Below are 25,456 nucleotides of genomic sequence, written 5' to 3' on the forward strand. Positions count from 1 at the left end.
TTTTCATTAGTATATGATCGCGGCCATGACTTACGATGAATTTCGCCGACATATCGGTAAAGCCGGGCTGACCGTGCACGCGTTCGCTGATTTAGTGAAGATGAACCGCATCTCCCTCTCGAACTACAAACAGGGGGACGTGCCGTCGCATCTGGCGGTCATTGCGTCTCTGTTGGGGGCAATGGCCGACGGGCAGACGGATTTTCGCAGCGTATTGTCCAATATTGATATCGCACCGAAGAAGCCGCGTGGTGCCGGCATAGGCAAGTTTGGCGGCGATAAACAGGAAGGGTTGGATTTGTTCACTCAGGGAGATAGTCATGGATGACCTAGGCAGCGCCCCCCTCGACGGGCATGGGGACGCCGCTGGCAAGGAAGCAATTTCGGACATGAAATCTTCGAGCAGCGTACTCAACAAATCTATGCAGCGCGTCGCCAAGTGGTCTTCCGGCCAGGCGGATACCGGTAATGCCCTGATTCATGGCGACAACCTGGCCGTGCTCAAAATGTTGGCCAAAACGCATGCCGAGCAAGTGCGGTGCGTCTACCTCGACCCGCCGTATAACAACGGCGAAAGTTATCAGCACTATTTTGACAGCATGGGCCATGCGGAATGGTTGCAATCGGTGTCGGCCAGGCTTGAGCAAATCAAACTGCTTTTACGCACGGACGGAAGCGTCTGGATATCGATCGACGACTCCGAGCTGCACTACCTCAAGGTTGCTGCCGATGCCGTGTTTGGCAGGGGAAATTTCGTCGGCACGATCATTTGGGAACGCAGAACGACGAGAGAAAACCGGAAAGTTTTGTCGCGAAACCATGAATATCTGCTGGTATACGCCAAGAACATTGCTACCTGGTCCAAGTCGCGGAATTCACTGCCCTTGACGGACGAGGTCAAGAGCCGTTACAAAAACCTGGATGAAGATCCACGTGGTCCGTGGCAATCGGTGTCGGCTAATGTCCAGGAGGGGCACGCGACGCCGCAGCAGTATTATTCGCTGAAGGCGCCCAACGGGAGATTGCACTCGCCGCCAAAGGGACGCTGCTGGGGATTTTCCGAACAGCGGATGATCGAGGAGATCGCTAAAAACAATGTGTGGTTCGGCCGGGATGGCAATGCGGTTCCGCGTCTGAAACAGTTCATTGCAAATCGTACCGCCGGCCTCACGCCTGAAACGCTGTGGCGAGCTGACGATGTGGGGACGACGAGTCAGGCAAAGAAGCACTTGCTGGCGTTGTTTAAAGAAATTTCGCTGTTCGATACGCCCAAGCCGGAGCATTTGATTCAGCGCATCCTGCAAATCAGTACCGACCCGGGCGACCTTATTCTCGATCCCTATCTCGGATCGGGAACCACCGCGGCAGTCGCGCACAAGATGAACAGATCGTATTTGGGAATCGAGATCGGAGAGCATATTAAGACGCATTGTACTCACCGGTTGCAGCAGGTCATTGCGGGCGAATCGGGCGGAATTTCCGGGTTGATGGACTGGAAAGGCGGTGGTGGTTTTGATTTCTACCGCATCTAAGGTTCAGGCAAATGGGCAACTGAACGCATTTCGTCCTATTTACTACCTCGGTTGCAAGGTAAGTCTCACATCCGCAATCCGCGCCGCTATCGACGAGGTTGATCCGAGCGGCGGGCGGATGGTCGATCTCTTCGCCGGTACGGGCGTTGTCGCCAGCGCCATGGGGGCAAGCCGCGACGTTACCACGGTCGATGTGCAGGAGTATTCGCGCGTCATTTGTTCCGCCGTTCTGCGGCCGCCGCGCTTGTCCGCGACGGACACCCGCAGGCTCTCCACTGACGTTGCCGAGGGGCAGTTTACGACGCGCCTTCTCTGGTGTCTTGCTCCGCTCATGGAGCACGAGCACAAGAGTTTGATTCGCGCCGTGCAGGGAGACGTTGACGGGCTGATCGAGCTACTCGAGGCGCCATCGCTTGTTCTGACTGAAGAATTCGGGTTCCTGGACGCGGACTCGCCCTTGAACGACGCTACGTCGGAAGTGATCCGGCGGATGCGCGCCGAGGGATTGTGGAATGCACCGGAGACGACTGTTGCCAGAAATTTCGGCGGCGTGTATTTTTCATATCAGCAGGCTGCGCTGTTGGATGCTGCACTCCATGTTGCCGCGCGTTCGGGCGACGACGTGAAGGACGGGTTGACTGCCGTTGCAATCAGTACCGCCAGTACCTTGGTAAATACGGTGGGAAAGCAATTTGCCCAACCGATTCAGCCACGATCGAAGTCGGGCGACATTAAAGCGGGTCTGGTCAAAACCGTTCAGCGTGACAGATCGATCGATATGTCCGCCAGTTATAGGTCCTGGCTGCAGAAGTACGCGGATCTGATTCCTGCCGCCGGAGCTGCGACCATGCTGCGCGGCGATTATCTCGACGCGTTGACTGCGCACGGCAAGGATTTCTCGGTGGTGTATGCGGACCCGCCCTATACGCGCGATCATTACAGCCGCTTTTACCACGTGCTGGAAACGATGTGCCTTCGTGACAATCCGCAGATATCGCGCGTCAAAAAGAAGGGGGAAACGACGTTCAGTCGGGGAATATACCGCGAAGAGCGGCACCAGTCCCCCTTCTGCATCAGGTCCGAAGCGCCGCGCGCGTTCGATTTGCTCTTCGGCGCCGCCCGGGCGCACGATTTGCCGCTAGTACTTTCCTACTCGCCGCATGAGGCGGGCGACGGCACCCACCCGCGCGTCGTCTCCATGGCGCAGGTCATTGATCTGGCCAATGCGCACTACAAACGGGTGGAAATAAGCGTGGTTGAAGGGATGTCGCACAACAAACTCAATCATAACAACCTCAATCTCGCCAAGCGCGAGCACGCGGAGATTTTGCTGAAATGTTTTTGTTGAGCGCCCGGTGCGTCGACTAGGGTTCCGGCGTCAACGTCTCCAACGGTAAAAGATTGTCCGGTACGCCGGGCCAGACTCTTTGCAAGTCGGTTGAGGAGACAAACGCCTCGCGCATCGGCCGGCTGCGTCCGCGCATTGGCGGAACTGCGCCCAGGAGTTGCGCTACAGCGGTATATTCGGGGGCGGTTACCGGAACAATGGTGTAGCGAAACGACCGCAGATCGAGTTTGGTCGCGATAACAAGCATCCTGCTGTCGTCGTCGCCGAGGTCATAATTCAACCCTGCGATTTCACGAAGCTCCAGCCGGTAATTTTTGCTTTGGTTAACGAAAAGTAAAATTGGCTCTACTGGTTTTGGGATGTTGTCCAGCGATACATATTGGACAAATACTTTTTTCTCAGATCCCTCGTAGCCGAAGAAGTCGGTCAGCGCTTTTCTTCCAAGGTCGGCCTGCCCGGTCCTGTTGCGGGGAATCTCCCGCACCAGGATCTCGGGCGTACTGAATCTGATGCCATCAACCGGAGCTACCTCGATGTCGGCTGCGGCGCCGGCCGTGCGCGCAGGCGTGCGCGCACGCGGCGTTACGGCGGCAAATCTCATCCTTCCGTTTGCCATTGCGCGTTCGCGGACACGCGCGTCATCGAGCGCACAAAGGGTTCCGGCGGCTAGCTGGCCAGTAAGCCACTCGTCGATGCCGGCCATCGCGGCAGTCGCCTCATCGCCGTGCATGGATTGAATGCTGAACGCTTCCCAATTTCCGGGCTGAGCGCCTGATGCGATCGCCGACTGCCCCAGGCCACGCATTGTCAGGTTGCCCGAGCCTGTTACCAGGCGCAAATTCCCGCCTTGCCGGAACCACGAAAATTTAGGATGAAACGTACTGCGGGGATGTTCGTGGAAAAAGACCTTTGCCGACAATATGCCATCGTACTGCACTACTTTTTCGCCGAGGAACAGCAACGCTTCAGCATTGGTAATTGCGTCAACGCCGACAATAAGCTGGAATTGCTGGCGCCGGTCTAGCATGCGCGCGATATTAGGCTGGGCGAAGAATGCCTCAATCCCGCCTCGTGACGCAAACGCGAAAACGCCGCCGCCAGCGCTTGCCTTGGCTGCCGCTGCATCGATCGCTTCCAGTAATTTTGTCGTGCCGGGCTGCTGAAATACAAACGTCATGGCGTGGCCTGTTGATAGGGGCTGCAAATGATTATTGTACAGCGGAAAGAGTATGCGGCGCGCTATCGGTATAGCCAGGACGAGGTTGTGAATGCCTGGGGACAGGGCGCGCAGAAAGGGTTTTCTGTTCGTGAGATAACAACCCCCACTGGCATGCGTGGGCGTCGGGGCGAGGCATGTTCTTGGTGGCCCGGGGCGGAACCGAGCCACCGACACAAGGATGTTCAACCCGCTGCGCTACCGACTGAGCTACCAGGCCAGGCGCCGGATTATCAGGCATTTGCTGGCCCCTCTGAAACCATGGCCGCACGCTTGGCCTTAGCGTAGAAACATTTGGCATGAGAAATTTGCCCGTCAATTTATTGATACTCATCAATATCCAGGCTTTATCCGGGAAACCTGGCTCAGGTTTATAGAAAAGATGCCGCCAATCCTCTCTGGCACTCCCTACTTCCAGAGGATATCCCTTGCAGAATTTTAACGGCACCTATCATTCGGGCTTGGTTCTGCTCTCCGTTTTCGTCGCCATGATGGCGTCCTACACGGCGATTACCCTGACCGGCCGCGTGGCTGAAACGCGTGGCCGCGCCAGCGTGCTCTGGCTTGCCGGCGGCGCGCTGGCCATGGGCTGCGGCATCTGGTCCATGCACTTCATCGGCATGCTGGCCTTCACTCTGCCGATCCGCATGAACTATGACATTGGCGTCACGCTCCAGTCCCTTCTGGTGGCGATCGGCGTTTCCGCATTTGCCCTGTGCATCGTCACCCGTGCCACCGTCGGCAGGGTGCATTACCTGATCGGTGGCGTGCTGATGGGCCTGGGTATTTGCGGCATGCACTACATCGGCATGCATGCCATGTACGTGTCCCCGGCCATCGCTTACGACCCCGTGGGAGTGGCTGCGTCGGTGCTCATTGCCATCGTGGCCGCCACCGTGGCGCTGTGGCTGGCGTTCACCCTTCGCGCTGGCAACAGCTTGCTCGCCCACATCAAGAAAGTGGGCGCGGCAGCGATCATGGGGCTTGCCATCGTCCTCATGCATTACACCGGCATGGAGGCGGCGCGCTTCGACGCCGGCAGCGTCTGCACGTCCACGGGCGGGGTCAACGGCAACTGGCTGGCGGTGCTGGTCGCCGTGGCCGCGCTGTCGCTCATGACGATCGCCTTGCTGCTGTCGGTGGTCGATTCGCGGCTGGCGGCGCGCACGGCGACCCTGGTCAACTCCCTGCGCCACGCCAACCGGCAGCTGCACCATCTGGCACTGCACGACGGCCTGACCCGCCTGCCCAACCGCAGCCTGCTGGAAGACCGCATTCGCCAGGCCATCCATGGCGCCGAACGCTCGGGCAAGCGCTTCGCGCTGATGTTCCTCGATCTCGACCGCTTCAAGACCATCAACGATTCGCTCGGTCATCATTACGGCGACAAGCTGCTGCAGGCGGTGGCGGCGCGGCTGACCCAATGCCTGCGCGTCAACGATACGGTGGCGCGCCTTGGCGGCGATGAATTCGTGGTGCTGCTGAGCGAGGCCGGCTCGCCGACCGTGGTGGCCGGCGTCGCGCAGAAAATGCTCGACACCATCGCCATGCCGCTCGACGTGGACGGGCAGATCCAGAGCGTGTCGGCCAGCATCGGTATCAGCATGTATCCCGACGACGGCACCAGCCTGCGCGAATTGATGAGCAACGCCGACAGCGCTATGTACCACGCCAAGAAGGTCGGGCGCGCCAACCACCAGTTTTTCGCGCCCGAGATGAATGCCGCGGCCGGTGCCCGGCTGGCGCTGGAGCACGCGCTGCGCCAGGCGCTGGAAAACCAGGAATTTGAGCTGCACTACCAGCCCAAGGTCGATGTCGCCAGCGGCGACGTGGTGGCGATGGAGGCGCTGCTGCGCTGGTGCTGCCCGCAGCGCGGCCTGGTGCCGCCCAACGATTTCATCAGCGTGACCGAGGAAATCGGCCTGATCATCCCGCTCGGCGCCTGGGTACTGCGCGAAGCCTGCCGCCAGAACCGCGCCTGGCAACTGGCCGGCATGGCGCACCTGCGGATGGCCGTCAACTTGTCGGCCTGCCAGTTTCGCCAGAAAGACCTGCCGGAGTTCGTCGCCGGCGTGCTCGCTGAAACCGGCATGGATGCCTCCTGCCTGGAGCTGGAGGTGACCGAAAGCGTGGTGATGCACAACCCCGCCGAGGCCGCGCAGATCCTCGACCGCCTGCATGCGCAAGGGATTCATATTTCTGTGGACGATTTCGGGACCGGCTATTCGAGCCTGAGCTACCTGAAGCAGTTCCGGCTCGATACGCTCAAGATCGACCGTTCCTTTGTGCGCGACATCAGTTCCGACGCCGACGATGCCGCGATCGTGCGTTCGGTCATTGCGCTGGCCCACAGCCTGCGCCTGCAGGTCATCGCCGAAGGCGTTGAAACCGACGAGCAGCTGGACTACCTGCGTGAACTCGGATGCGACCAGTACCAGGGTTACCTGCGCAGCAAGCCGCTTCCCGCGGCGCAGTTCGAGGCCATGCTGCGTGCAGGCGCCGCCGGCGCAATCGGTCCGCTGCTCAAAGTGGTGGGCCGCTAATCGCGGCCCGGCTCGGGATCGTCGGTTTGGACGGGGATTTTCATCCTCGCCGTCTCGCCCGTACCGTACGGTGCCCAGAGTTTCGAGCCCGTGATAAGTAAAAATGCCATCCGACGCCGGCGTGCTGCTTCTTTTCTGTTTCTCACGTAGTCCGCTTCCGAAAGCTGAATAGCTCCGTAAGAAAAAATGCCCACGGTATGCAGAACAATGCGGGCAACAGCGCCAGGCCCGCGGGAACGCCCGAGCCGGCTGTCGAAAGGATGGCAGGCACCAGCACAATGGCCGCGATAATGAAGGACACGGTACCCACGTAGACAAGGAATTGAGGCAGGCCGGCATACGACAGCGGTACGTGATCCCCGCGGGCGTAAAGCCATATGCGTCGCGCCACAAAGGCTAGCATCAGGATATGCAGCAGCAACGTCAGAATGCGCGGGAGGAAGTGCGCAAGCATGACTGGAACGAGCGATCCAAACGGCAAGAATCGCTGCAACAGTTGCGCGCCAGGAGGGGACATACCGGCCAGGTGCAGCAATCTAAAAACGAAGCCGAGAAGATGTGCAGGGACGACGAGACCGAAGCACAGCGCACAGCACTCGATTGACGGCGCGCCGATATCGCCGGCCGTCCTGGACGTCACCGGCAGCCGGAAGCGCCGCCAGGGGGCCAGGGATCCCCGGAAACAAAAACGCCACCCGAAGGTGGCGTTTTATATATTCTTGGTGGCCCGGGGCGGAATCGAACCACCGACACAAGGATTTTCAATCCTCTGCTCTACCGACTGAGCTACCAGGCCAAGGGTCGCTATCATAGCAGCCCTCGGCCGGTCTGGCTAGTGCGGCGCGTTCGGGAGCGTTTTCAGGCCCGCACCGCGCTTCCGATCCTGCCGCTTATTTCGGCATCACGACCGTATCGATCACGTGAATCACGCCATTGTCGGCGGCAATATCGGTTTTGATCACGTGCGCCTTGTCGAGCATGACCTTGCCGCCTGCCGCAGTCACGGTCAGGTTGCTGCCTTGAACCGATTTAACGGCACCCGGCTTTACATCCGCCGCCATGACCTTGCCTGGCACCACGTGATAGGTCAGCACCTTGGTCAGGGCGGCCTTGTCCTTGAGCAGCGCATCAAGCTTCGCTTTCGGAATTTTTGCGAAGGCTTCGTCGGTCGGCGCGAACACCGTGAACGGGCCCGGGCCTTTCAAGGTGTCGACCAGGCCTGCCGCCTGCACCGCCGTCACCAGCGTGTTGAAGGTGCCTGCCGATTTGGCGGTATCGACAATATCGGCTGCGTTCGCAGCGCCGAATGCCAAGGTAAATGCGGTTGAGATCAGTACTTTTTTCATGGCGATTTCCTTTAGATAAATTAACCACTGCAGGATGCGAAGGCGTCCGGCGGGAAGATATATGCATGGCGCTGACATATGCTGAAGCGCCACGGTGTCTGTGTTGCACCGTTACTGAACCGGTATGTGCGTAATTTATCGCTGATATCTACTCAAGTCTATCGTGTGCGCCCGGAGATCTGCCAATAAACGGTTCAATAGCGGTTCATTTGGCAGGGTTCGCGTGTATGTTGGATGCGGCCGGATGGCAGTGCTTCAGCGCATGAACGGCCATGCAACCTGCGGACGAGAAGAGGAGTGGGGGAGTGCGCGCTGTTCGCCGTACCGGCGATTTTCAGGCTCAGGGGATAGGAAAAGAATGGCGAGCAGAAATGCAAAACGCCACCCGAAGGTGGCGAAATTGAATTCTTGGTGGCCCGGGGCGGAATCGAACCACCGACACAAGGATTTTCAATCCTCTGCTCTACCGACTGAGCTACCAGGCCAAGAGGCATGATTATAGACAAGCGATCCATGCTTTGCAAGTCCGACCGACAACTTTCTCGACAAATGCTCTGATCGGGGCGAAAACTGTCTCGTTGCCAGCCGCTATAATGCGCTATATGACTAGTCCAAATTCCTCTTCCGCGCGTCATCAGAGCGCGGTGTGCATCGTTGGCAACGGCGCCATCGCCAAGACCGCCGCCCTCGGGTTTGCCCAGGCCGGTCACAGCGTCACCGTGCTGGTCCCGCCATCCGTCTCATCGACCCCCGCAGCAACGGCCGGCGAGCAGCCCTGGGATGTGCGCGTCTACGCGCTCAACCACACCGCTCACGGACTGCTGTCCTCGCTCAAGGTCTGGGGCGCCCTCGACATGGACCGGGTGGCCGCGGTCGACACCATGGCCGTCAATGGCGACGGTGCCCGGCCGGGCGACCTGGCGTTCGACGCCTTCGGCGCCCATGTCGGCGCGCTGGCCTGGATCGTCGAGGACCGCAACCTGAACCAGGCGCTCGACGCCGCGCTCAGGTTTGCCGCCAACGTCACCATCGTCAAAGGCCGCGCCGTGAGCCTGGCCCTGGAGGCCGATGGCGCCACCGTGCGCCTCGACGACGGCAGCGCCATCGCCAGCGCCCTGGTGGTGGGCGCCGACGGCGGCCAGTCGTGGGTGCGCGGCCAGTGCGATATCGGCGTCGACTACCGCGCCTACCACCAGCGCGCGGTGGTGGCCAATTTTTCCTGCGAAAAGCCGCACCACGGCGTGGCGCACCAGTGGTTCACCGGCGAAGAGGGCATCGTGGCGCTGCTGCCGCTGCCCGGCAAGCGCGTCTCGCTGGTCTGGTCCGCGCCCGATGCGCTGGCCGACACCCTGATGAACGAAAGCCTGGGCGAACTGGCCGTGCGCCTGGCCGTGCTGGCCGGCGACAAGCTGGGCGAACTCAAACCGCTGCGGCCGGAGGCGGTCAAGGACCTGCCGCTGGCGTTGATCCGCCCGCACGCCATCGTCGCGCCGCGTGTGGCGCTGGTGGGCGACGCCGCCCACGTGGTCCATCCGCTGGCCGGCCACGGCATGAACCTCGGCTTTGCCGACGTCGCCGGCCTGCTCAAGACCATCGCCGCGCGCGAGCCGCAGCGCGCCATCGGCGACGAGCGCGTGCTGGCGCGCTATGCCCGCGCGCGCAAGGAAGACATCCTGCTGATGCAGGTCGCCACGGACGGCCTGGCGCGCCTGTTCGGCACCAACCTCGAACCGGTGCGCATCGCGCGCAACTTGGGATTAAACTTGCTGGATAAGTTGCCTGTTCTCAAGCGTCGACTGATGTCGCACGCCATGGGCAAGTAGCGCTGTTAATGAATCGGAGATCATCATGTTAAACAAAAAATTCGCGCTGCTCGTCATGACGGGCTTGTTCGCCGGCGCCGCGAGCGCCAAGCCGACCGTGGAAGAAACCATCCGCAAGCGCGTCGAGCCCAAGCTGGGCAAGGACGTGAAAATCGAGTCGATCAAGAAGACGCCCTACAGCGGCCTGTATGAAATCCGCGCGCACGGCGACATCCTCTACACCGACAAGCAAGGCAAGTACCTGTTTTTCGGGCAGGTGATCAATACCAAAACGCAGCGCAACCTGACCAAGGAACGCGTCGAGCAGATCAACATGATCAAGTTTAACGAACTGCCGTTCGAACACGCGCTCAAGCTGGTCAAGGGCGACGGCAAGCGCATGATGGCCATCTTCGAAGACCCGAACTGCGGCTACTGCAAGCGCTTCCGCCAGACCACGCTCAAGGAAATCGACAACGTGACGGTGTACACCTTCATGTACAACATCCTGTCCGAGGATTCCTCGGCCAAGTCCAAGAACATCTGGTGTTCGCCGGACCGTAACAAGGCATGGGATGACTGGATGCTCGATAACAAGGCCGCTCCGGCCGCCGCCGCCAACTGCGTCAATCCGAACGAGAAGGTGTTTGAACTCGGCCGCAAGCTGCGCATCGAGGGTACGCCGGCGATCTTCTTCGTCGACGGCAGCCGCATTCCGGGCGCGATCGATACCAAGGGCCTGGAAGCCAAATTCACCAGCCTGGGCATGCCAGCCAAGCCGGCCGCCAAGCCGGCGCCCGCGGTTGCGGCAGCGGCGCCCGCCGCCGTCGTGAAAAAATAAAACACAAAAAAAGCAGTTTGAAGCGCAGTCCACCAAGAGGGAGTCACAGATGGTCACTTTGAATATCAACGGCCGCGAGATGCAGGTCGACGCCGATCCGGCCACGCCCATCTTGTGGGCGTTGCGCGATAACCTGAACATGACGGGCACCAAATTCGGCTGCGGCGCAGCCCTGTGCGGTGCCTGCACCGTGCACCTGAACGGCGACGCGATCCGTTCGTGCATCACGCCGATTTCGGCCGCCGCCGGCCAGAAGATCACCACCATCGAAGCGATGGAGGCTGACCCGGTCGGCAAGGCCGTGCAGGATGCGTGGGTCCGCCACGACGTGCCGCAATGCGGCTACTGCCAGAGCGGCCAGGTGATGAGCGCCACGGCCCTGCTGCGCACCAACAAGAAGCCGACCGATGCCGATATCGATGGCGCCATGAGCGGCAATATCTGCCGCTGCGGTACCTATCAACGCATCCGCGCGGCCATCAAGGACGCGGCGACCACGTTAGCCTGAGGAGAGCCGCATGCGTACAGAATGGATTAACCAGGCGGCGTTGACACGCCCGCCGGAAGGCGGCATGTCGCGCCGCAGCTTCATGAAAGCCGGCGCGGTGGCCACCAGTGGCCTGGTGCTGGGCTTTTTCATGCCGGGTGCGAACAAGTTCGCGCGCGCGGCCGATGCCGCCGCCAAGCCGGTCTACGCGCCCAACGCGTTCCTGCGCATCGCGCCGGACAACAGCGTCACGGTGATGGTCAACCGGCTCGAATTCGGCCAGGGCGTGCACACCGCGCTGCCGATGCTGATCGCCGAGGAACTCGACGCCGACTGGTCGCAGATGCGCGGCGAACTCGCGCCCGCCGGCGACGCCTACAAGGACCCGGCGTTCGGGATGCAGATCACGGGCGGCTCCGGCACCATCGCGCACTCGTTCATGCAGTACCGCGAAATCGGCGCCAAGGCGCGCGCCATGCTGATCGCCGCCGCCGCGCAGCAGTGGAAGGCCGAACCCGGCCAGCTCACCACCGCCAGCGGTTTTGTCCTCCACCCGGACGGCCGCAAGGCCAGCTATGGCTCGCTCGCCGATGCGGCGATGAAGCAGCCGATGCCGGCCACGGTGGTGCTCAAGGACGCCAAGGATTTCCGCTTTATCGGCAAGCCGGTCAAGCGCCTCGATGCGCTGGCCAAGTCGAGCGGCAAGCAGCAGTTCGGCATCGACTTCACCCTGCCCGATGCCAAGGTGGCCGTGGTGGCGCGCCCGCCCGTGTTCGGCGCCAGGGTCGCCAAGCTTGATGCCGCCAAGGCGCGCGCGATCAAGGGCGTGATCGAGGTGCTCGAAATCGCGCTTGACCGCGGCGGGCGCGGCGTGGCGGTGATCGCCGACGGCTACTGGCCGGCCAGGCAGGGCCGCGAAGCGCTGGTGATCGACTGGGATACCAGCGCGGTCGAGAAGGTCACGACCAGCAAGCAGATGGCCGAGTTCAAGGCGCTGGCCAAAAAGGCCGGCACCGTCGCCAGACAGGCTGACGTGAGCAAGCTCGCGGGCGCGCCGAAGAAAATCTCGGCCATCTACGAGTTCCCATACCTGGCGCACGCACCGATGGAGCCGCTCAACTGCGTCGTCGACCTCAGGGCCGACAGCTGCACCGTGTGGGCCGGTACCCAGATGCAGACCGTCGACCATGCGGCGATTGCCGCCACCGCGGGGCTGAAGGCTGAGCAGGTAACGCTCAACACCATGATGGCGGGCGGCGGTTTTGGCCGCCGTGCGGTGCCGACGTCGGACTACCTGGTCGAAGCGGTCAACGTCGCCAAGGCTTACAAGGCCGCCGGCAAAAGCGGCCCGCTGAAAGTGATCTGGAGCCGCGAAGACGACATCAAGGGCGGCTACTACCGTCCGTCGCACGTGCACCGCGCCGATATCGGCCTGGACGCCAAGGGCAATATCCTCGCCTGGGATCACGCCATCGTCGGCCAGTCGATCATCAGCGGCACGCCGTTCGAGCCGTTCATGATCAAGGATGGCGTGGACGCCACCATGGTCGAAGGCATGGGCGCACCGTACGAGGTGGCCATGAAGCTGACCGTCCACAATGCCAAGGCCAACGTGCCGGTGCTGTGGTGGCGCTCCGTGGGCTCGACCCACACCGCTTTTGTGATGGAGACGCTGGTCGACGAAGCGGCGCACGTGGCGAAGATGGACCCGGTGGCCTACCGCAAGAAGCTCATCGGCGAGAAGCACACGCGTCACCTGGCCGCGCTGGACCTGGCGGTCGAGAAGTCCGGCTACGGCAAGCGCAAGCTGCCCAAGGGCCGCGCATGGGGCGTGGCGCTGCACAAATCGTTCGGTTCCGTGGTCGCGTATGTGGTCGAAGCGTCCATCGTGAAGGGTGTACCCAAGCTGCATAAAGTCACAGCCGGCATCCACTGCAACCAGGTCGTCAATCCATTGACGATCGAAGCGCAGGTGCAGGGCGCGGTGCTGATGGCGCTCGGTACCACCTTAGCCGGCGCGGCGATCACGCTCAAGGATGGCGTGGTCGAACAGCAGAACTTCGGCGACTACACCGTGGCGCGCATGACCGACATGCCGCAGGTGGACGTCTATACGGTGGCGTCAAGCGATGCGCCGACCGGCATGGGGGAACCCGGCCTGCCGCCACTGGCGCCGGCGTTTGCCAATGCGCTCTTCGCGCTCACGGGCAAGCGGCTGCGCAAGCTGCCGTTCGACCTGAAGGCGGCTTGAGCGCGCATGCGGCCATGACCCCTGTCGGCATTCTGCTGGCCGCCGGCAGGGGGCGTCGTTTCGATCCGACTGGCGCAGCGAGCAAGCTGCTCCAGCCTTTGCCTGGCGGCGAGCTGGTTGTCGCCGCCAGCGCCCGCGTTCTGCTCTCCTCCGTAGACAAAGTGATTGCCGTCGTGCGGCCTGACGACGGCGGCGTGGGCGACTGCCTGCGCGCGCTGGGCTGCATCGTCACTGTTTGCCGGGACGCCGACAGCGGCATGGCCGCGTCGCTGGTGCACGCGCTCCGCCATTCGCTGCCCGAGGCTCCATCGTGGCTGATCGCGCTGGGCGACATGCCCCATGTACGCCCCTCCACCATGCTGGCGCTGCGCGCCGCGCTGGAGCAGGGCGCGCCGATCGCGGTGCCGGTGCATGCCGGCCAGCGCGGCAACCCGGTCGGCTTTGGCCGCGTCCACCTCGACGCGCTGCTGGCGCTGCAGGGCGACCAGGGCGCGCGCGCCATCCTCAAGGCGCATCCGGCGAGTGTTGTTTCAGTCGACGATCCAGGCATTTTTTCGGACATCGATACCGTCGCGGACCTGTTAAAAACAAGTACACTCGCGTAAAGGTTGACAGCCTGCGCTGGTCCATCTCCACGAACTACCCATTGATCATGAAAAAACCGACACCCAAGAAGCCGGCTGCTATCAAGTACGCCATTGTTCCCAAAGACCTGGGTGCGCACCTGTTCGACGTGACCGTCACCGTGGCTGCACCGTCGCCGGATGGCCAGGTATTCGCCCTTCCTGCGTGGATCCCGGGCAGTTATATGATCCGTGAATTTTCGCGCAATATCGTCCAGATCCGCGCCGAATCGAACGGCAAGCCGGTCGCGCTGACAAAACTCGACAAGCATTGCTGGCAGGCCGACCCGGTGGCCGGCGCACTGACCGTGCAGTACGAAGTCTACGCCTGGGACCTGTCGGTACGCGCCGCGCACCTGGACCAGACCCACGGCTTTTTCAACGGCACGAGCGTGTACCTGCGCGTGCTGGGGCAGGAACACACGGCGCACGAAGTCGACATCCAGCGTCCTCCCGACGCCGCCGCAAAAGCGTGGCGCGTGGCCACCTCGCTGCCCGAACTGGGCGCGAAGCGCTACGGCTTCGGCACCTATGTCGCCGGCGACTACGATGAACTGATCGACCATCCGGTCGAAATGGGCGACTTCGCGCTGGCCACCTTCAAGGCCCACGGCATCGCCCACGACATCGTCGTCTCCGGCCGCGTGCCCAACCTCGACATGGCGCGCCTGCAGGCCGACCTGAAGGCCATCTGCGAAACCCAGATTGCATTTTTCGAGCCGCGCACCCGGCGCGCGCCGATGGACCGCTACGTCTTTCTCACGCTGGCCGTGGGCGACGGCTACGGCGGCCTGGAACACCGCGCATCGACCGCGCTCATTTGCGCGCGCGCCGATTTGCCGAGCACCGCGGCGCCGCGCGCGGCCGACATCGGCGAAGGCTACCTCAAATTCCTGGGCCTGTGCAGCCACGAATATTTTCATACCTGGAACGTCAAGCGCATCAAGCCGGCCGCATTTGCGCCCTACGACCTGCAGAACGAAACCTACACGCCGCTGCTTTGGCTGTTCGAGGGCTTCACCAGCTACTACGATGACCTGATGCTGGTGCGCAGCGGCATCATCGGCGAAGCGGCTTACCTCAAGCTGCTCGGCAAAGCCGTCAGCGGCGTGCTGCGCGGCAGCGGGCGCACCAAGCAAAGCGTGGCCGATTCCAGCTTCGACGCCTGGGGAAAATACTACCGCCAGGACGAGAATGCGCCCAACGCCATCGTCAGCTACTACGGCAAGGGCTCGCTGATCGCACTGGCCTTTGACCTGACCATCCGCACCAAAACCGAGGGCAAGAAGTCGCTCGACGATGTGATGCTGGCGCTGTGGCAGCGCTACGGCCGCGATTTTTATCCGACCGCGAGGCGCGGTGTGACCGAGGCTGACGTCGAAGCGCTGTTCGACGAGATCAGCGGCCTGAAACTCAAGCCCCTGTTCGATAAATACGTGCGTGGCACGGCCGACCTGCCGCTGGCCAAGCTGTATGCGCCGTTCGGCGTCAAGCTGGAAGACGTGCGCAAGAACGCCAAACCGGCGTTCGATGCGGGCACCGGCCGCGATGGCGGCGACTGCAAACTGACCCAGGTGCACGAAGGCGGCGCGGCGCATCGCGCCGGTCTGTCGGCGGGCGATATCCTGGTGGCGGTGGAGGGCTTGCGCGTGTCGGGCAACCCCTCCAATCTGGATGCGCTGCTGTCGCGCTACAAGGTGGGCGACACGGTCGGCGTGCACGCGTTCCGGCGCGACGAGCTGATGACCTTCAGCGTGCAGCTGCAGGGCGACCGGGTGCCGGATGTGAAACTGTCGCTGGTTGACGAGCGCAAGAAAGGCGCGGGGCCGGCGCGGCCAAGCGCGGTGCGTTGATGCGGCTGCGATAGCCGCGTAAGGAAGGTGGTGCCCGGTGCCGGCGGTGTACAGAGCCGTCGCCCGGGCGCTTGAATCGTGATGAACAGTCGATGCCCGTCACGGCTTATTGCGCGATGGCGTCTTCCTTGTTCAGGGTCAGTTCGGCGCGCTGCTCGGGTGTTTTCTTGAGCAGGTCCGCGATGGCGGCGGCCTTGGCGGTCTCGTTCCCCACCTTGTACTTCGCATGGAGCAGGTCTGCTTCAGGCGACTTCTCGACGAAGCGGGTTTTCGACACCCACGTCGCGAAATCCGGATTCTCCACCGAGAAGCCCGCCTTTCCGGTGGTGCGGATAGGACGCAGCTGGAATCCCATGCCGTAAATGAAGCGCGCGACGACGTAGTAGCGTTTGCCCGCTTCCACGTTCGCATCCATCAGATAATTGTGCGCGCCATAACCGGCCATGAAGCGGTGTGCGCCGGGCGTCACCAGATGGACCGACTTGCTGTGCGTGGGGAGCATGGACAGCAGGGTCATGTCGTTGTCGGTGACGTCGTATATGCCGACGGCCGCGAGCGGCAACATCAGGTTTTTCGGCTGCAGGAAGATGATTTGCGCCTTGTCGGCAGGTGGCGCCGACAGGGTCGTTGTGGTCGCGTCGATGAACGTCGGCGGTGGCGGTGGGCCGGACGACGCGCAGGCGCTCAACGCCAGGATGGCGGCGACCATGATCAGTGTTTTTTTCATTGGATTAAAGGCACGGTGTGCGGGTGTGTTAAGAGGCGGGCTTTCAGCTGAACATGCGCTGCAACTCCACACCCGGTTCCGGCGCGCGCATGAAGGCTTCGCCGACCAGGAAGGCATGCACGTTCGCGTCGCGCATGCGCTTGACGTCGGCCGGTCCCATGATGCCCGATTCGGTCACCACCAGCTTCTCGGCCGGGATGCGCGGCAGCAGGTCGATGGTGGTCTGCAGCGATGTCTCGAAGGTGCGCAGGTTGCGGTTGTTGATGCCAACCAGTTTCGTATCGAGCTTGAGCGCCGCCGTCAGTTCGTCGCCGTCGTGCACTTCGACCAGCACGTCCATGCCCAGTTCGTGCGCGCAGGCTTCCAGCTCGGCCATCAGGCCGTGATCGAGTGCCGACACAATCAGCAGAATCGCATCGGCGCCCATCGCGCGCGCTTCATATACCTGGTACATGTCGATCATGAAGTCCTTGCGGATCACCGGAATCTCGCAGGCCGCGCGCGCCTGTTTCAGGTACTCGACCTGGCCCTGGAAGAATTCCACATCGGTCAGCACCGACAGGCATGCCGCGCCGTGGCGCGCGTAGCTCTCGGCGATGTTCGCCGGACGGAAGTCCGCGCGCAGCACGCCTTTCGACGGCGACGCTTTTTTGATTTCGGCGATCACGCCCGCGTGGCCGGCGGCGATGTGCTTGCGCAGGCTCGCTTCGAAGCCGCGCAGGCTGCGGCGCGCTTCGGCATCGGCTTCGACTTCGCGGCGCAGGCTGGCGAGGTCGCGGTGTTTTTTTGCGGCGGCGACTTCGTCAGCCTTGACCGCCAGGATTTTATTGAGGATATCGGACATGATGAAGTTTCAGTTGGGTTTGGAAAGCGCGAGCTTGACGCCGAGCCACATGAACAGGCCGCCGGTCACGCGGTTTAGCCACAGCGACACGCCCGGGCTGACCTTGATGCGGGCACTGGCCTGGGCGGTGAACAGCGCGAGCGAGGTACACCACAGCATGCCGTTCAGGTTGAAAATGCAGCCAAGGACGACAAAGGCGAGTGCCTTGCTGGGCGCATCGTGCGCGATAAACTGCGGCACGAAGGCCAGGAAGAACACCGCCACCTTGGGGTTCAGGACATTCGTCAGGAAACCCTGTGCGAAGATTTTTGCGTACGGCAGCGGGGGCACGGTTACCACTGCGGCGGGGTCGGTCCGCTTGCTGCGCAACAGGCCGATCGCCATGTAGATGATATACGCCGCGCCGACGTATTTGACGGCCATGAAGGCGGTTGCCGAGGTGGCCAGAATGGCCGACAGGCCGAGCGCCGCGGCCAGCACGTGGATCATGGTGCCGATGCCAATGCCGAGCGTGGCGGCCACGCCGGCGCGCCAGCCTTGCGTGGCACTGCGCGTCATGATCAGGAGCGAGTCGGGTCCGGGCATGATGTTGAGCAGCAGGCCGGAGACGATGAACAGGGGGAGGTCGTGGATGCCAAACATGGTGGAGAAGTCCTAGCCGTCATTGCCGCGCGTTGGCGCGGCAATGACGGCATTAAGTTCTAAGGCATATGGCGCCTTCAAGTCGATACTTCGACGATCAGACACCGAGTCGCTGGGTCACCTGGACGAACTGGTCGACCTTGGCGCGCGCGGCGCCCGATTCGATTGCGGCGCGTGCTTTTTTCAGGCCGTCTTCAATCGAGCTGGCTACGCCGGCCGCGTACAGCGCCGTGCCGGCATTGAGCGCCACGATGTCGTAGGCCGCTCCCGGCTCGCCGTTGAGCGCTTCCATCATCTTGATCTTCGACTCGTCCGCATTCGCCACCTTGAGATTGCGGCTGGCGATCATCGGCAGGCCGAAGTCTTCCGGATGAATTTCGTATTCGCGAATTTCGCCGTTGACCAGTTCACCGACCATGGTGGCCGCGCCGAGCGAGACTTCATCCATATTGTCGCGCCCATACACCACCACCGCGTGCTGCGCGCCCAGGCGCTGCAGCACGCGCACCTGGATGCCCACCAGATCCTGGTGGAACACGCCCATCAGGATATTCGGCGCGCCGGCCGGATTGGTCAGGGGACCCAGGATGTTGAAGATGGTGCGCACGCCCAGCTCGCGCCGCACCGGCGCCGCATGCTTCATGGCGGCGTGGTGGTTGGGAGCGAACATGAAGCCGATGCCGGTCTGCGCGATCGACTGCGCGATCTGCTCGGGCGAGAGGTTGATGTTGGCGCCCAGCGACTCGATCACGTCAGCGCTGCCGGACGACGACGATACGCTGCGCCCGCCGTGCTTGGCCACGCGCGCACCGGCGGCGGCGGCCACGAACATCGCCGTGGTCGAAATATTGAAGGTGTGGGCGCCGTCGCCACCGGTGCCGACGATGTCGAGCAGGTGAGTGGTGTCGGCCATCGGCACCTTGGTCGAAAATTCGCGCATCACTTGCGCGGCGGCGGCGATTTCGCCGATGGTTTCCTTCTTCACGCGCAGGCCGAGCGTGAGCGCGGCGATCATGGTCGGCGACATTTCGCCCGACATGATCTGGCGGAACAGGTGCAGCATCTCGTCGTGAAAAATCTCGCGGTGTTCGATGCAGCGCAACAGTGCTTCTTGTGGGGTGATCGGCATGACAGCTCCTTGATCTGGGCAGTGCGTTACGGGGGCTTAGCGTTCGAGAAAATTCTTCAGCAAGGCATGGCCATGCTCGGACAGGATCGATTCGGGGTGAAACTGCACACCCTCGATATCGAACTCCCTGTGCCGCACGCCCATGATCTCGCCGTCATCGGTCCATGCCGTCACCTCAAGGCAGGCCGGGAGCGACGAGCGCTCGATCGCCAGCGAGTGGTAGCGGATGACCGTAAACGGACTCGGAAGATTCTTGAACACGCCCACGCCGGTGTGCGCAATCAATGAAGTTTTGCCATGCATGACCTGCTTGGCGCGAATCACCTTGCCGCCGAACGCGGCGCCGATGGCCTGGTGGCCGAGGCACACGCCGAGGATCGGCAGCTTGCCCTTGAACTGCTCCAGGATGGAGACCGAGATCCCGGCTTCGGCCGGTGTCTTGGGACCGGGCGAGATGCAGATGCGGTCCGGCTGCATCGCGCTGATCTCGTCGATCGTGATTTCGTCGTTGCGGAAGGTAGCAACTTCCTCGCCCAGCTCACCGAAATACTGCACCAGGTTGTAGGTGAACGAGTCGTAGTTATCGATCATCAGCAGCATCTCAGATCTCCCCATCCAGGCCGTCTTGCACTTGCTCGGCTGCGCGCAGGACCGCGCGCGCCTTGTTTTCGGTTTCCTGCCATTCCATTTCGGGGACCGAATCGGCCACGATGCCGGCGGCCGCCTGCACGTACAGCATGCCGTCCTTGATCACGCCGGTGCGGATCGCGATCGCCACGTCCATCTCGCCGCCAAAACTCAGGTAGCCGCAGGCGCCGCCGTAGATGCCGCGCTTGGTCGGTTCGAGTTCGTCGATCACTTCCATGGCGCGCACTTTCGGCGCGCCGGTCAGGGTGCCGGCCGGGAAGGTCGCGCGCAGCACGTCCAGGTTGGACATGCCGCTCTTCAAAGTGCCTTCGACGTTCGAGACGATGTGCTGCACATGCGAGTATTTTTCCACGACCATGCGCTCGGTGACCTTGACGCTGCCGGTTTCGGAGATCCGTCCGAGGTCATTGCGCGCCAGGTCGATCAGCATGACGTGTTCGGCGATCTCTTTCGGGTCGGCCAGCAGTTCCTTGGACAGTTCGGCGTCGCGTTCCGGCGTGGCGCCACGTGGGCGGGTGCCGGCGATCGGGCGCAGGGTGACTTTCTTGGTGCCGTCGGCCGCGGTCTCGTTGCGCACCAAAATCTCCGGCGAGGCGCCCACGATCTGCATGTCGCCGAAGTTATAGAAGTACATGTACGGCGAGGGATTGAGCGAGCGCAGTGCGCGGTACAGGGTCAGCGGATTGTCCACGTACGGCTTGCGAATGCGCTGGCCGATCTGCACCTGCATCAGGTCACCGGCCATCACGTATTCGTGGGCGCGGGCCACCGCCTTGAGGTAATCCTCTTTGCTGAAGTCGCGCACCGCTTCGGTACGCACCGAGCTCGATGTCACCGGCGCGTCGACGCCGCGCCGCAGCATCATGCGCAGGTCCTTCAGGCGCTGGCGTGCCTTGGAATACGCTTCCGGCTGCGTGGGGTCGGCGTACACGATCAGATACAGCTTGCCCGACAGGTTGTCGATGACCGCCAGTTCCTCGGTCACCATCAGCTGGATGTCGGGCAGGCCCAGGTCGTCCTTGGGCTGGGTGTCGGCCAGCTTGCGCTCGATGTGGCGCACGGTGTCGTAGCCGAAGTAGCCGGCCAGGCCGCCGCAAAAGCGCGGCAGGCCGGGACGCAGCGCCACTTTAAAGCGCGCCTGGTACTGTTCGATGAAGTCGAGCGGATTGCCGTCGTGGGTTTCGATCACCTCGCCATTCTTGACGATCTCGGTGCGCGTGCCGAAGGTGCGCAGCACCGTCGATGCGGGCAGGCCGATGAAGGAGTAGCGCCCGAAACGCTCGCCGCCGACCACCGATTCGAGCAGGAAGGTGTTCTTGCTGACGTTCTGGGTCTGGGCCAATTTGAGGTACAGCGTGAGAGGCGTTTCGAGATCGGCGAAGGCTTCCGAGATCAATGGGATACGGTTGAAGCCTTCGTTGGCCAACGATTTGAATTCGAGTTCGGTCATGCTTTTCTCCATGCCGCCATGGCGCATCCGCGGGCGGTGGGTTTCAAAAAACCTGCCGGCGCACAGGGGCAGCCGACAGCAATCACTACAGGGTTACTTAGCCCAGGATTGCCAGCGTCGCCAAAGCCAGGCCTCAATCGAGCCGGTTTGGGTGACATTGTGTTTTTTGATGAAAAACATATGTGATGGAAGGTTAGTATGTGTTGTGGTTGTGGGAACGAATCAGGGTTGCCGCTTCTACAAGTGAGGTAACTATACCATCGGAATCTGTTTCGTGTATAGCCCGCCCGTGGTTATAACCATACGGTACCGTCAACACAAAGCAGCCAGCTCGACGAGCAGCCTCGGCATCGTTGGACGAGTCGCCGATCGCCACCACCTGCGTCGGCGCCAGATCGAAGTCGGCGCACACCTGCAGTAGCGGCATCGGGTCCGGTTTTTTGCGTGGCAGCGAGTCGCCGCCGTACACAATTTCGAAATACTCCGCCAGGCCTTTTTGCGCCAGCAGCGGCGTGGCAAAGGCGATTGGTTTGTTGGTCACGCAGGCCAGGCGCAGGCCGTCGGCTTTCATGGCGTCGAGCCCTTCGAGCACGCCGTCATACAGCAGGCTATGGTCACCGTTGATCGCCAGGTAGTGCCGCTGGTAAAGCGCCATGGCCTCGTCGAAGCGCTGTTCGACATCGGTGGCGTCATGTTCCAGTGCGAGCACGGCGCGGATCAGGTTTTCGGAGCCTTTGCCGATCATCAGCGCGATCTGCTCGTGCGCGATCGGCGCGTACCCGAATTGTCCGCGCATGGCGTTGATGGCGACGTGGAAGTCGGGCAGGGTGTCGAGCATGGTGCCATCGAGATCGATGATCGCCGCGCGGATCGGGGCGTGGATCGACTGGATAAAATTGGTCATCGGGGAATAGGGGTGGTCAGGATTGGAATATTTTATCGGAGCTGAGCGTAGCGGTGTCGGTCGGTCTTCTTGTCATTGGAGAGGCATGCCAATCCGGGTGATTATCCGGGTGCATCCGCTTCTTTCGAGATGAGCATCTTGTGCCATTCCTCAGACCATCGCAACAAAGGCATCATGGCTTTCAACAAGCTCGCGCCGCTCGGGCTTAAGGTGTAGCCGCCGGATTCCGCAGTGTCGAGGATGCCGGTTTCGCGAAGTTCTCGCAGGCGCAGATTGAGCACCGTCGGCGACATATCGTCGCAGCACTCGCGCAATTGACGGAACGTCAGTGGCGTATCGCGCAGCTCCCAGATGATGCGCATTACCCAGCGCCGGCCAAGCAAATCGAGCAAGGCCATGATCGGCCGCCCCGTGTGCGAGCCGCGTACCGGTCGACCCGGTTTTGGAACAGTCATCATTTCTCCTTTTTTTGCTACGTTAAACGTAGCATAGTGCTACACTATCCGTAGCATTCGAGTGATTTTACCACTCGTACTCGAGGAGACCGGCATGTCGACCACCAGAATTGTTGCGCTTGAAGCCCCGTATGAAGATGCAGTTGCCGAGACATTCAAGCGATTCCTGCCACCGGGCATGGAACCGCTGAAATTATTCAGAACCCAGGCGCACAACGCGCGCGTGTTACAGCGCACGTTTGCGGGAAATCTGCTCGACCAGGGATCAATCGATCTGCGTGCACGCGAACTGATTATTTTGCGCACCTGCGCGCGTTGTGGTTCCGAATACGAATGGGGGGTGCACGTCGCGTTGTTCGCGGAGCGGGCGGCATTGAGCGCCGCCGACGTGGCGGCAACGCTTGGCAGCGATCCGGATCAGAGTGCCTTGCCCGCGCACGAGGGATTGCTGTTAAAGGCGGTGGACGAACTGCACGACACGTCAACCATCTCCGACGGGCTATGGGATGAATTGGCGCGGCACTATTCGTCAGCGCAGATCCTTGAAATCATTGCGCTGACCGGAAATTACCATGCGATCTCGTTCATGACCAATGCCGCCAGGGTGGAACTGGAGACGTTTGCGCCCCGTTTCAGCCGCTGAGGCATAGGCCGGGGCGGCCGGGCGATCATCCCTGTGCCGAGCGGATGATGAGCGTCGAATACCGCGCATCATTCGCCCGGGCGGCAAGGCGACGCGCTTACTTGGCCGGTGCTGCCTCGGGCGCAGGCGCTGGTGTTTCGGACGCGTCCGGTGCGTCTGCCTGGCCGGATTGGCCTGGTGCCTTATTGGTGCTGATGATTGTCGTGAGCGTCGATCCGCCAGCTTTTTCGCAATCGGGTGCCGCGCCGGTCCACTTGATCGACTCGCCGCGAACGACGGGGCGTACCAGGCGCCATGGCAGCAGGCCAAACCGCTGCGAACCGGCATAGTTAATGATGGCGTCGCCACCTTCCGCTTTGGCGCGTTGGGCCAATTCCCCGACGAGCTCCGAGACGCCGCCATACGTCCCCTTGGCCACTTTGACTTTCTTGATTACCTTGTATGGAAACTCGGCTGGCGGCACGCTGGCGAAAAAGCAGAAATTGCTCGGGTCGGATGCTGGTGCAACATCTTCCGCCGCAGAGGCTGTGTTCAGAAAGGCAAGCGACAGGATGCAGCAGAGCGAGATTTTATTCATGGTGAAGTGATTCTTTCGTCAAGTTTTCTTGTAAATATACAAGATTATAAATACAGGCTGCGAGTATGAGCTGAAACGGGCAATTCATCAATTGGCGTGTGCAATTGGCTTATGCGAATCGCGCGAACCGTCAGTTTCGCCGGGAAACTGCTGTTCCGAACCGATATCCGGAACGGAAGCACTTTCCACCGGCCGCCAGTGGCGTCAACGCGGGTTAACGATGGCTCATGCGTGGCCGGAATTGCCGACCTTGGCCAGCTCCACGCGCATGGCATCGATGACAGCCTTGTAGTCCGGCTGGCCGAAAATCGCCGAACCGGCCACGAAGGTATCCGCGCCGGCGGCGGCGGCGGCGGCGATATTGTCGATCTTGATGCCGCCGTCGACTTCGAGCAGGATGTCGCGGCCCGACTCGTCGATCATGCGGCGCGCCAGCGCGATCTTCTTCAGCGCTTCCGGAATGAAGGACTGGCCGCCGAAGCCCGGGTTGACCGACATGATGAGGATCATGTCGATCTTGTCCATCACATGGTCGAGGAAGTGCAGCGGCGTGCCTGGATTGAACACCAGGCCGGCCTTGCAGCCGTTATCGCGAATCAGCTGGAGCGAGCGGTCGATATGCTCGGACGCTTCCGGGTGAAAGGTGATGATGTTCGCGCCGGCCTTGGCGAAGTCCGGGATCAGGCGGTCGACCGGCTTGACCATCAGGTGCACGTCGATCGGCACCTGCACGTGCGGGCGGATCGCCTGGCACACCAGCGGGCCGATGGTCAGGTTGGGAACATAATGGTTGTCCATGACGTCGAAGTGAATGATGTCGGCGCCCGAGGCGACGACATTGCGGACTTCCTCGCCCAGGCGGGCGAAATCGGCGGACAAAATGCTGGGAGCGATGCGGAAAGTGGTCATGGCGGCTGGCAAGGAGCTTGCGGTGAATGAAGATGCGCTATTTTACGCTGTCCCACGGAGCGCCCTTGCAGCGAGGCCGATTTTGCGGTGCAATGTATGATGCCCCGCCGGACCTTGTCGGAACGGCGCCTGAAAATTCAATCGGGCAACTTTTACAGTCTCAATCAAGGAATCCAGATGGCCGCTTACGAATTTACTGTCACTGTCAGGACCCAGTACCTGCCGGAGCAGTCCGATCCGAGCCGAAGCAATTACGTATTCACCTATTCGATCACGATCAAAAACACCGGCACCGTCGGTGCGCAGCTCATTTCGCGGCACTGGGTAATCACCGATGCGAACAACCACGTCGACGAAGTGCGCGGCCTGGGCGTGGTCGGTCACCAGCCGCTGCTTCAGCCGGGCGAACAGTTCGAATACACCAGCGGCACCCAGCTGGCCACCGCACAAGGCTCGATGACCGGCGAATACTTCTGCGTGGCCGAGGACGGCCATCAGTTCGAGACCAAGATTCCCGAATTCGTGCTGTCGCTGCCACGCACCCTGCACTGAGATCGGCGATCAGTGGGCGGTGTCGTCGGGCAGTTCCTTTTTCTTTTCCGGCGCGTTCAGCTCCTGACCGTTATTGGTCGGCTTCTGTCCCGAATACATCGTCCACCACACGATAAACACCAGCAGGAACAGCG

At 61.8% G+C, this 25,456-nt stretch carries 25 protein-coding genes and 2 tRNA genes; 13 read left to right on the forward strand and 14 right to left on the reverse strand.

What is annotated here, in order from left to right; all coding sequences use genetic code 11:
- Positions 1 to 25: 25 nt before the first annotated feature.
- Genes RBA40_RS28895 through RBA40_RS28905 form a run of 3 tightly spaced genes read left to right on the forward strand, consistent with a single transcriptional unit; the run spans position 26 to position 2,880 of the window.
- Entirely contained in the window at positions 26 to 328 is a 303-nt protein-coding gene (locus RBA40_RS28895; RefSeq protein WP_208640081.1) for an XRE family transcriptional regulator, read from the forward strand.
- Positions 321 to 1,532, forward strand: a complete 1,212-nt coding sequence (locus RBA40_RS28900; RefSeq protein WP_306651964.1) for a site-specific DNA-methyltransferase — start codon at positions 321 to 323, stop codon at positions 1,530 to 1,532. Before RBA40_RS28895 ends, RBA40_RS28900 begins: the two co-directional genes overlap by 8 nt.
- The gene (locus RBA40_RS28905) at positions 1,504 to 2,880 is read left to right on the forward strand and encodes a DNA adenine methylase (protein ID WP_306651966.1); all 1,377 of its coding nucleotides are present in this window, start codon (positions 1,504 to 1,506) and stop codon (positions 2,878 to 2,880) included. Before RBA40_RS28900 ends, RBA40_RS28905 begins: the two co-directional genes overlap by 29 nt.
- A gap of 16 nt (positions 2,881 to 2,896) precedes the next feature.
- Here RBA40_RS28905 and RBA40_RS28910 read toward each other — a convergent pair whose 3' ends face one another.
- Positions 2,897 to 4,057: a phospholipase D family protein gene (locus tag RBA40_RS28910; protein ID WP_306651967.1), complete on the reverse strand. Its 1,161-nt coding sequence runs from the start codon at positions 4,055 to 4,057 to the stop codon at positions 2,897 to 2,899.
- 467 nt (positions 4,058 to 4,524) lie between these two features.
- Between RBA40_RS28910 and RBA40_RS28915 the strand changes: the two genes are divergently transcribed.
- Complete coding sequence (locus tag RBA40_RS28915; RefSeq protein WP_306651970.1) at positions 4,525 to 6,639, forward strand: putative bifunctional diguanylate cyclase/phosphodiesterase; 2,115 nt, start codon at positions 4,525 to 4,527, stop codon at positions 6,637 to 6,639.
- A 409-nt stretch (positions 6,640 to 7,048) separates the two neighbouring features.
- Entirely contained in the window at positions 7,049 to 7,243 is a 195-nt protein-coding gene (locus RBA40_RS28920; protein ID WP_306651972.1) for a hypothetical protein, read from the forward strand.
- 116 nt (positions 7,244 to 7,359) lie between these two features.
- Here the strand turns inward: RBA40_RS28920 and RBA40_RS28925 are convergent.
- From RBA40_RS28925 to RBA40_RS28935, 3 genes are all read right to left on the reverse strand, one after another.
- Positions 7,360 to 7,435 (reverse strand) — tRNA-Phe (locus RBA40_RS28925).
- A gap of 94 nt (positions 7,436 to 7,529) precedes the next feature.
- Positions 7,530 to 7,985: a fasciclin domain-containing protein gene (locus tag RBA40_RS28930; protein ID WP_306651974.1), complete on the reverse strand. Its 456-nt coding sequence runs from the start codon at positions 7,983 to 7,985 to the stop codon at positions 7,530 to 7,532.
- 409 nt (positions 7,986 to 8,394) lie between these two features.
- Positions 8,395 to 8,470, reverse strand: a tRNA-Phe gene (locus RBA40_RS28935).
- A gap of 117 nt (positions 8,471 to 8,587) precedes the next feature.
- Here RBA40_RS28935 and RBA40_RS28940 point away from each other — a divergent pair.
- Genes RBA40_RS28940 through RBA40_RS28965 form a run of 6 tightly spaced genes read left to right on the forward strand, consistent with a single transcriptional unit; the run spans position 8,588 to position 15,842 of the window.
- Positions 8,588 to 9,808 carry an FAD-dependent monooxygenase gene (locus RBA40_RS28940; protein ID WP_306651976.1) on the forward strand — a complete coding sequence of 407 codons (1,221 nt, stop codon included), beginning with the start codon at positions 8,588 to 8,590 and terminating at the stop codon, positions 9,806 to 9,808.
- Between the two features lie 25 nt (positions 9,809 to 9,833).
- Positions 9,834 to 10,628: a DsbC family protein gene (locus tag RBA40_RS28945; RefSeq protein WP_306651977.1), complete on the forward strand. Its 795-nt coding sequence runs from the start codon at positions 9,834 to 9,836 to the stop codon at positions 10,626 to 10,628.
- Between the two features lie 49 nt (positions 10,629 to 10,677).
- Entirely contained in the window at positions 10,678 to 11,136 is a 459-nt protein-coding gene (locus RBA40_RS28950) for a (2Fe-2S)-binding protein (RefSeq protein ID WP_099874104.1), read from the forward strand.
- 10 nt (positions 11,137 to 11,146) lie between these two features.
- Entirely contained in the window at positions 11,147 to 13,366 is a 2,220-nt protein-coding gene (locus tag RBA40_RS28955; RefSeq protein ID WP_306651979.1) for a xanthine dehydrogenase family protein molybdopterin-binding subunit, read from the forward strand.
- A gap of 14 nt (positions 13,367 to 13,380) precedes the next feature.
- Entirely contained in the window at positions 13,381 to 13,971 is a 591-nt protein-coding gene (locus RBA40_RS28960; RefSeq protein WP_306652024.1) for a nucleotidyltransferase family protein, read from the forward strand.
- Positions 13,972 to 14,018: 47 nt separating this feature from the next.
- The gene (locus RBA40_RS28965; protein ID WP_306651981.1) at positions 14,019 to 15,842 is read left to right on the forward strand and encodes a M61 family metallopeptidase; all 1,824 of its coding nucleotides are present in this window, start codon (positions 14,019 to 14,021) and stop codon (positions 15,840 to 15,842) included.
- A gap of 106 nt (positions 15,843 to 15,948) precedes the next feature.
- On the opposite strand, the gene RBA40_RS28970 is transcribed toward RBA40_RS28965, so the two are convergent.
- The 8 genes from RBA40_RS28970 to RBA40_RS29005 form a co-directional block, all read right to left on the reverse strand.
- On the reverse strand, positions 15,949 to 16,569 hold the full coding sequence (locus RBA40_RS28970; protein WP_306651983.1) for a hypothetical protein: 621 nt from the start codon (positions 16,567 to 16,569) through the stop codon (positions 15,949 to 15,951).
- A gap of 43 nt (positions 16,570 to 16,612) precedes the next feature.
- Positions 16,613 to 17,413: an indole-3-glycerol phosphate synthase TrpC gene (gene trpC, locus RBA40_RS28975; protein ID WP_306651985.1), complete on the reverse strand. Its 801-nt coding sequence runs from the start codon at positions 17,411 to 17,413 to the stop codon at positions 16,613 to 16,615.
- 9 nt (positions 17,414 to 17,422) lie between these two features.
- Positions 17,423 to 18,055, reverse strand: a complete 633-nt coding sequence (locus RBA40_RS28980; protein WP_306651987.1) for a LysE family translocator — start codon at positions 18,053 to 18,055, stop codon at positions 17,423 to 17,425.
- A gap of 97 nt (positions 18,056 to 18,152) precedes the next feature.
- Positions 18,153 to 19,184 (reverse strand): anthranilate phosphoribosyltransferase, encoded by a 1,032-nt coding sequence (trpD, locus tag RBA40_RS28985; RefSeq protein WP_099874111.1) that lies wholly within the window; start codon positions 19,182 to 19,184, stop codon positions 18,153 to 18,155.
- Between the two features lie 36 nt (positions 19,185 to 19,220).
- Positions 19,221 to 19,784 carry an anthranilate synthase component II gene (locus RBA40_RS28990; RefSeq protein WP_099874112.1) on the reverse strand — a complete coding sequence of 188 codons (564 nt, stop codon included), beginning with the start codon at positions 19,782 to 19,784 and terminating at the stop codon, positions 19,221 to 19,223.
- Between the two features lies 1 nt (position 19,785).
- The gene (gene trpE / locus RBA40_RS28995) at positions 19,786 to 21,282 is read right to left on the reverse strand and encodes an anthranilate synthase component I (protein WP_306651989.1); all 1,497 of its coding nucleotides are present in this window, start codon (positions 21,280 to 21,282) and stop codon (positions 19,786 to 19,788) included.
- Between the two features lie 193 nt (positions 21,283 to 21,475).
- Positions 21,476 to 22,186 carry a phosphoglycolate phosphatase gene (locus tag RBA40_RS29000; protein ID WP_306651991.1) on the reverse strand — a complete coding sequence of 237 codons (711 nt, stop codon included), beginning with the start codon at positions 22,184 to 22,186 and terminating at the stop codon, positions 21,476 to 21,478.
- Positions 22,187 to 22,287: 101 nt separating this feature from the next.
- Positions 22,288 to 22,644, reverse strand: coding sequence for a winged helix-turn-helix transcriptional regulator (locus RBA40_RS29005; protein WP_306651993.1), 357 nt, complete (start codon positions 22,642 to 22,644; stop codon positions 22,288 to 22,290).
- A 91-nt stretch (positions 22,645 to 22,735) separates the two neighbouring features.
- Between RBA40_RS29005 and RBA40_RS29010 the strand changes: the two genes are divergently transcribed.
- Positions 22,736 to 23,284: a carboxymuconolactone decarboxylase family protein gene (locus RBA40_RS29010; protein WP_306651995.1), complete on the forward strand. Its 549-nt coding sequence runs from the start codon at positions 22,736 to 22,738 to the stop codon at positions 23,282 to 23,284.
- 97 nt (positions 23,285 to 23,381) lie between these two features.
- Here the strand turns inward: RBA40_RS29010 and RBA40_RS29015 are convergent, their stop codons facing one another.
- Together RBA40_RS29015 and rpe are read right to left on the reverse strand one after the other, a co-directional pair.
- Positions 23,382 to 23,861, reverse strand: a complete 480-nt coding sequence (locus tag RBA40_RS29015; protein ID WP_306651997.1) for a hypothetical protein — start codon at positions 23,859 to 23,861, stop codon at positions 23,382 to 23,384.
- Positions 23,862 to 24,086: 225 nt separating this feature from the next.
- Complete coding sequence (gene rpe / locus RBA40_RS29020; protein ID WP_306651999.1) at positions 24,087 to 24,770, reverse strand: ribulose-phosphate 3-epimerase; 684 nt, start codon at positions 24,768 to 24,770, stop codon at positions 24,087 to 24,089.
- Between the two features lie 177 nt (positions 24,771 to 24,947).
- Between rpe and apaG the strand changes: the two genes are divergently transcribed.
- Positions 24,948 to 25,322 carry a Co2+/Mg2+ efflux facilitator ApaG/CorD gene (gene apaG, locus RBA40_RS29025; RefSeq protein WP_099874118.1) on the forward strand — a complete coding sequence of 125 codons (375 nt, stop codon included), beginning with the start codon at positions 24,948 to 24,950 and terminating at the stop codon, positions 25,320 to 25,322.
- The last annotated feature ends 134 nt before the right edge of the window (positions 25,323 to 25,456 follow it).

The sequence above is a fragment of the Massilia pseudoviolaceinigra genome (assembly GCF_030846505.1).
GTDB classification, from domain to species: domain Bacteria; phylum Pseudomonadota; class Gammaproteobacteria; order Burkholderiales; family Burkholderiaceae_D; genus Telluria_A; species Telluria_A violaceinigra.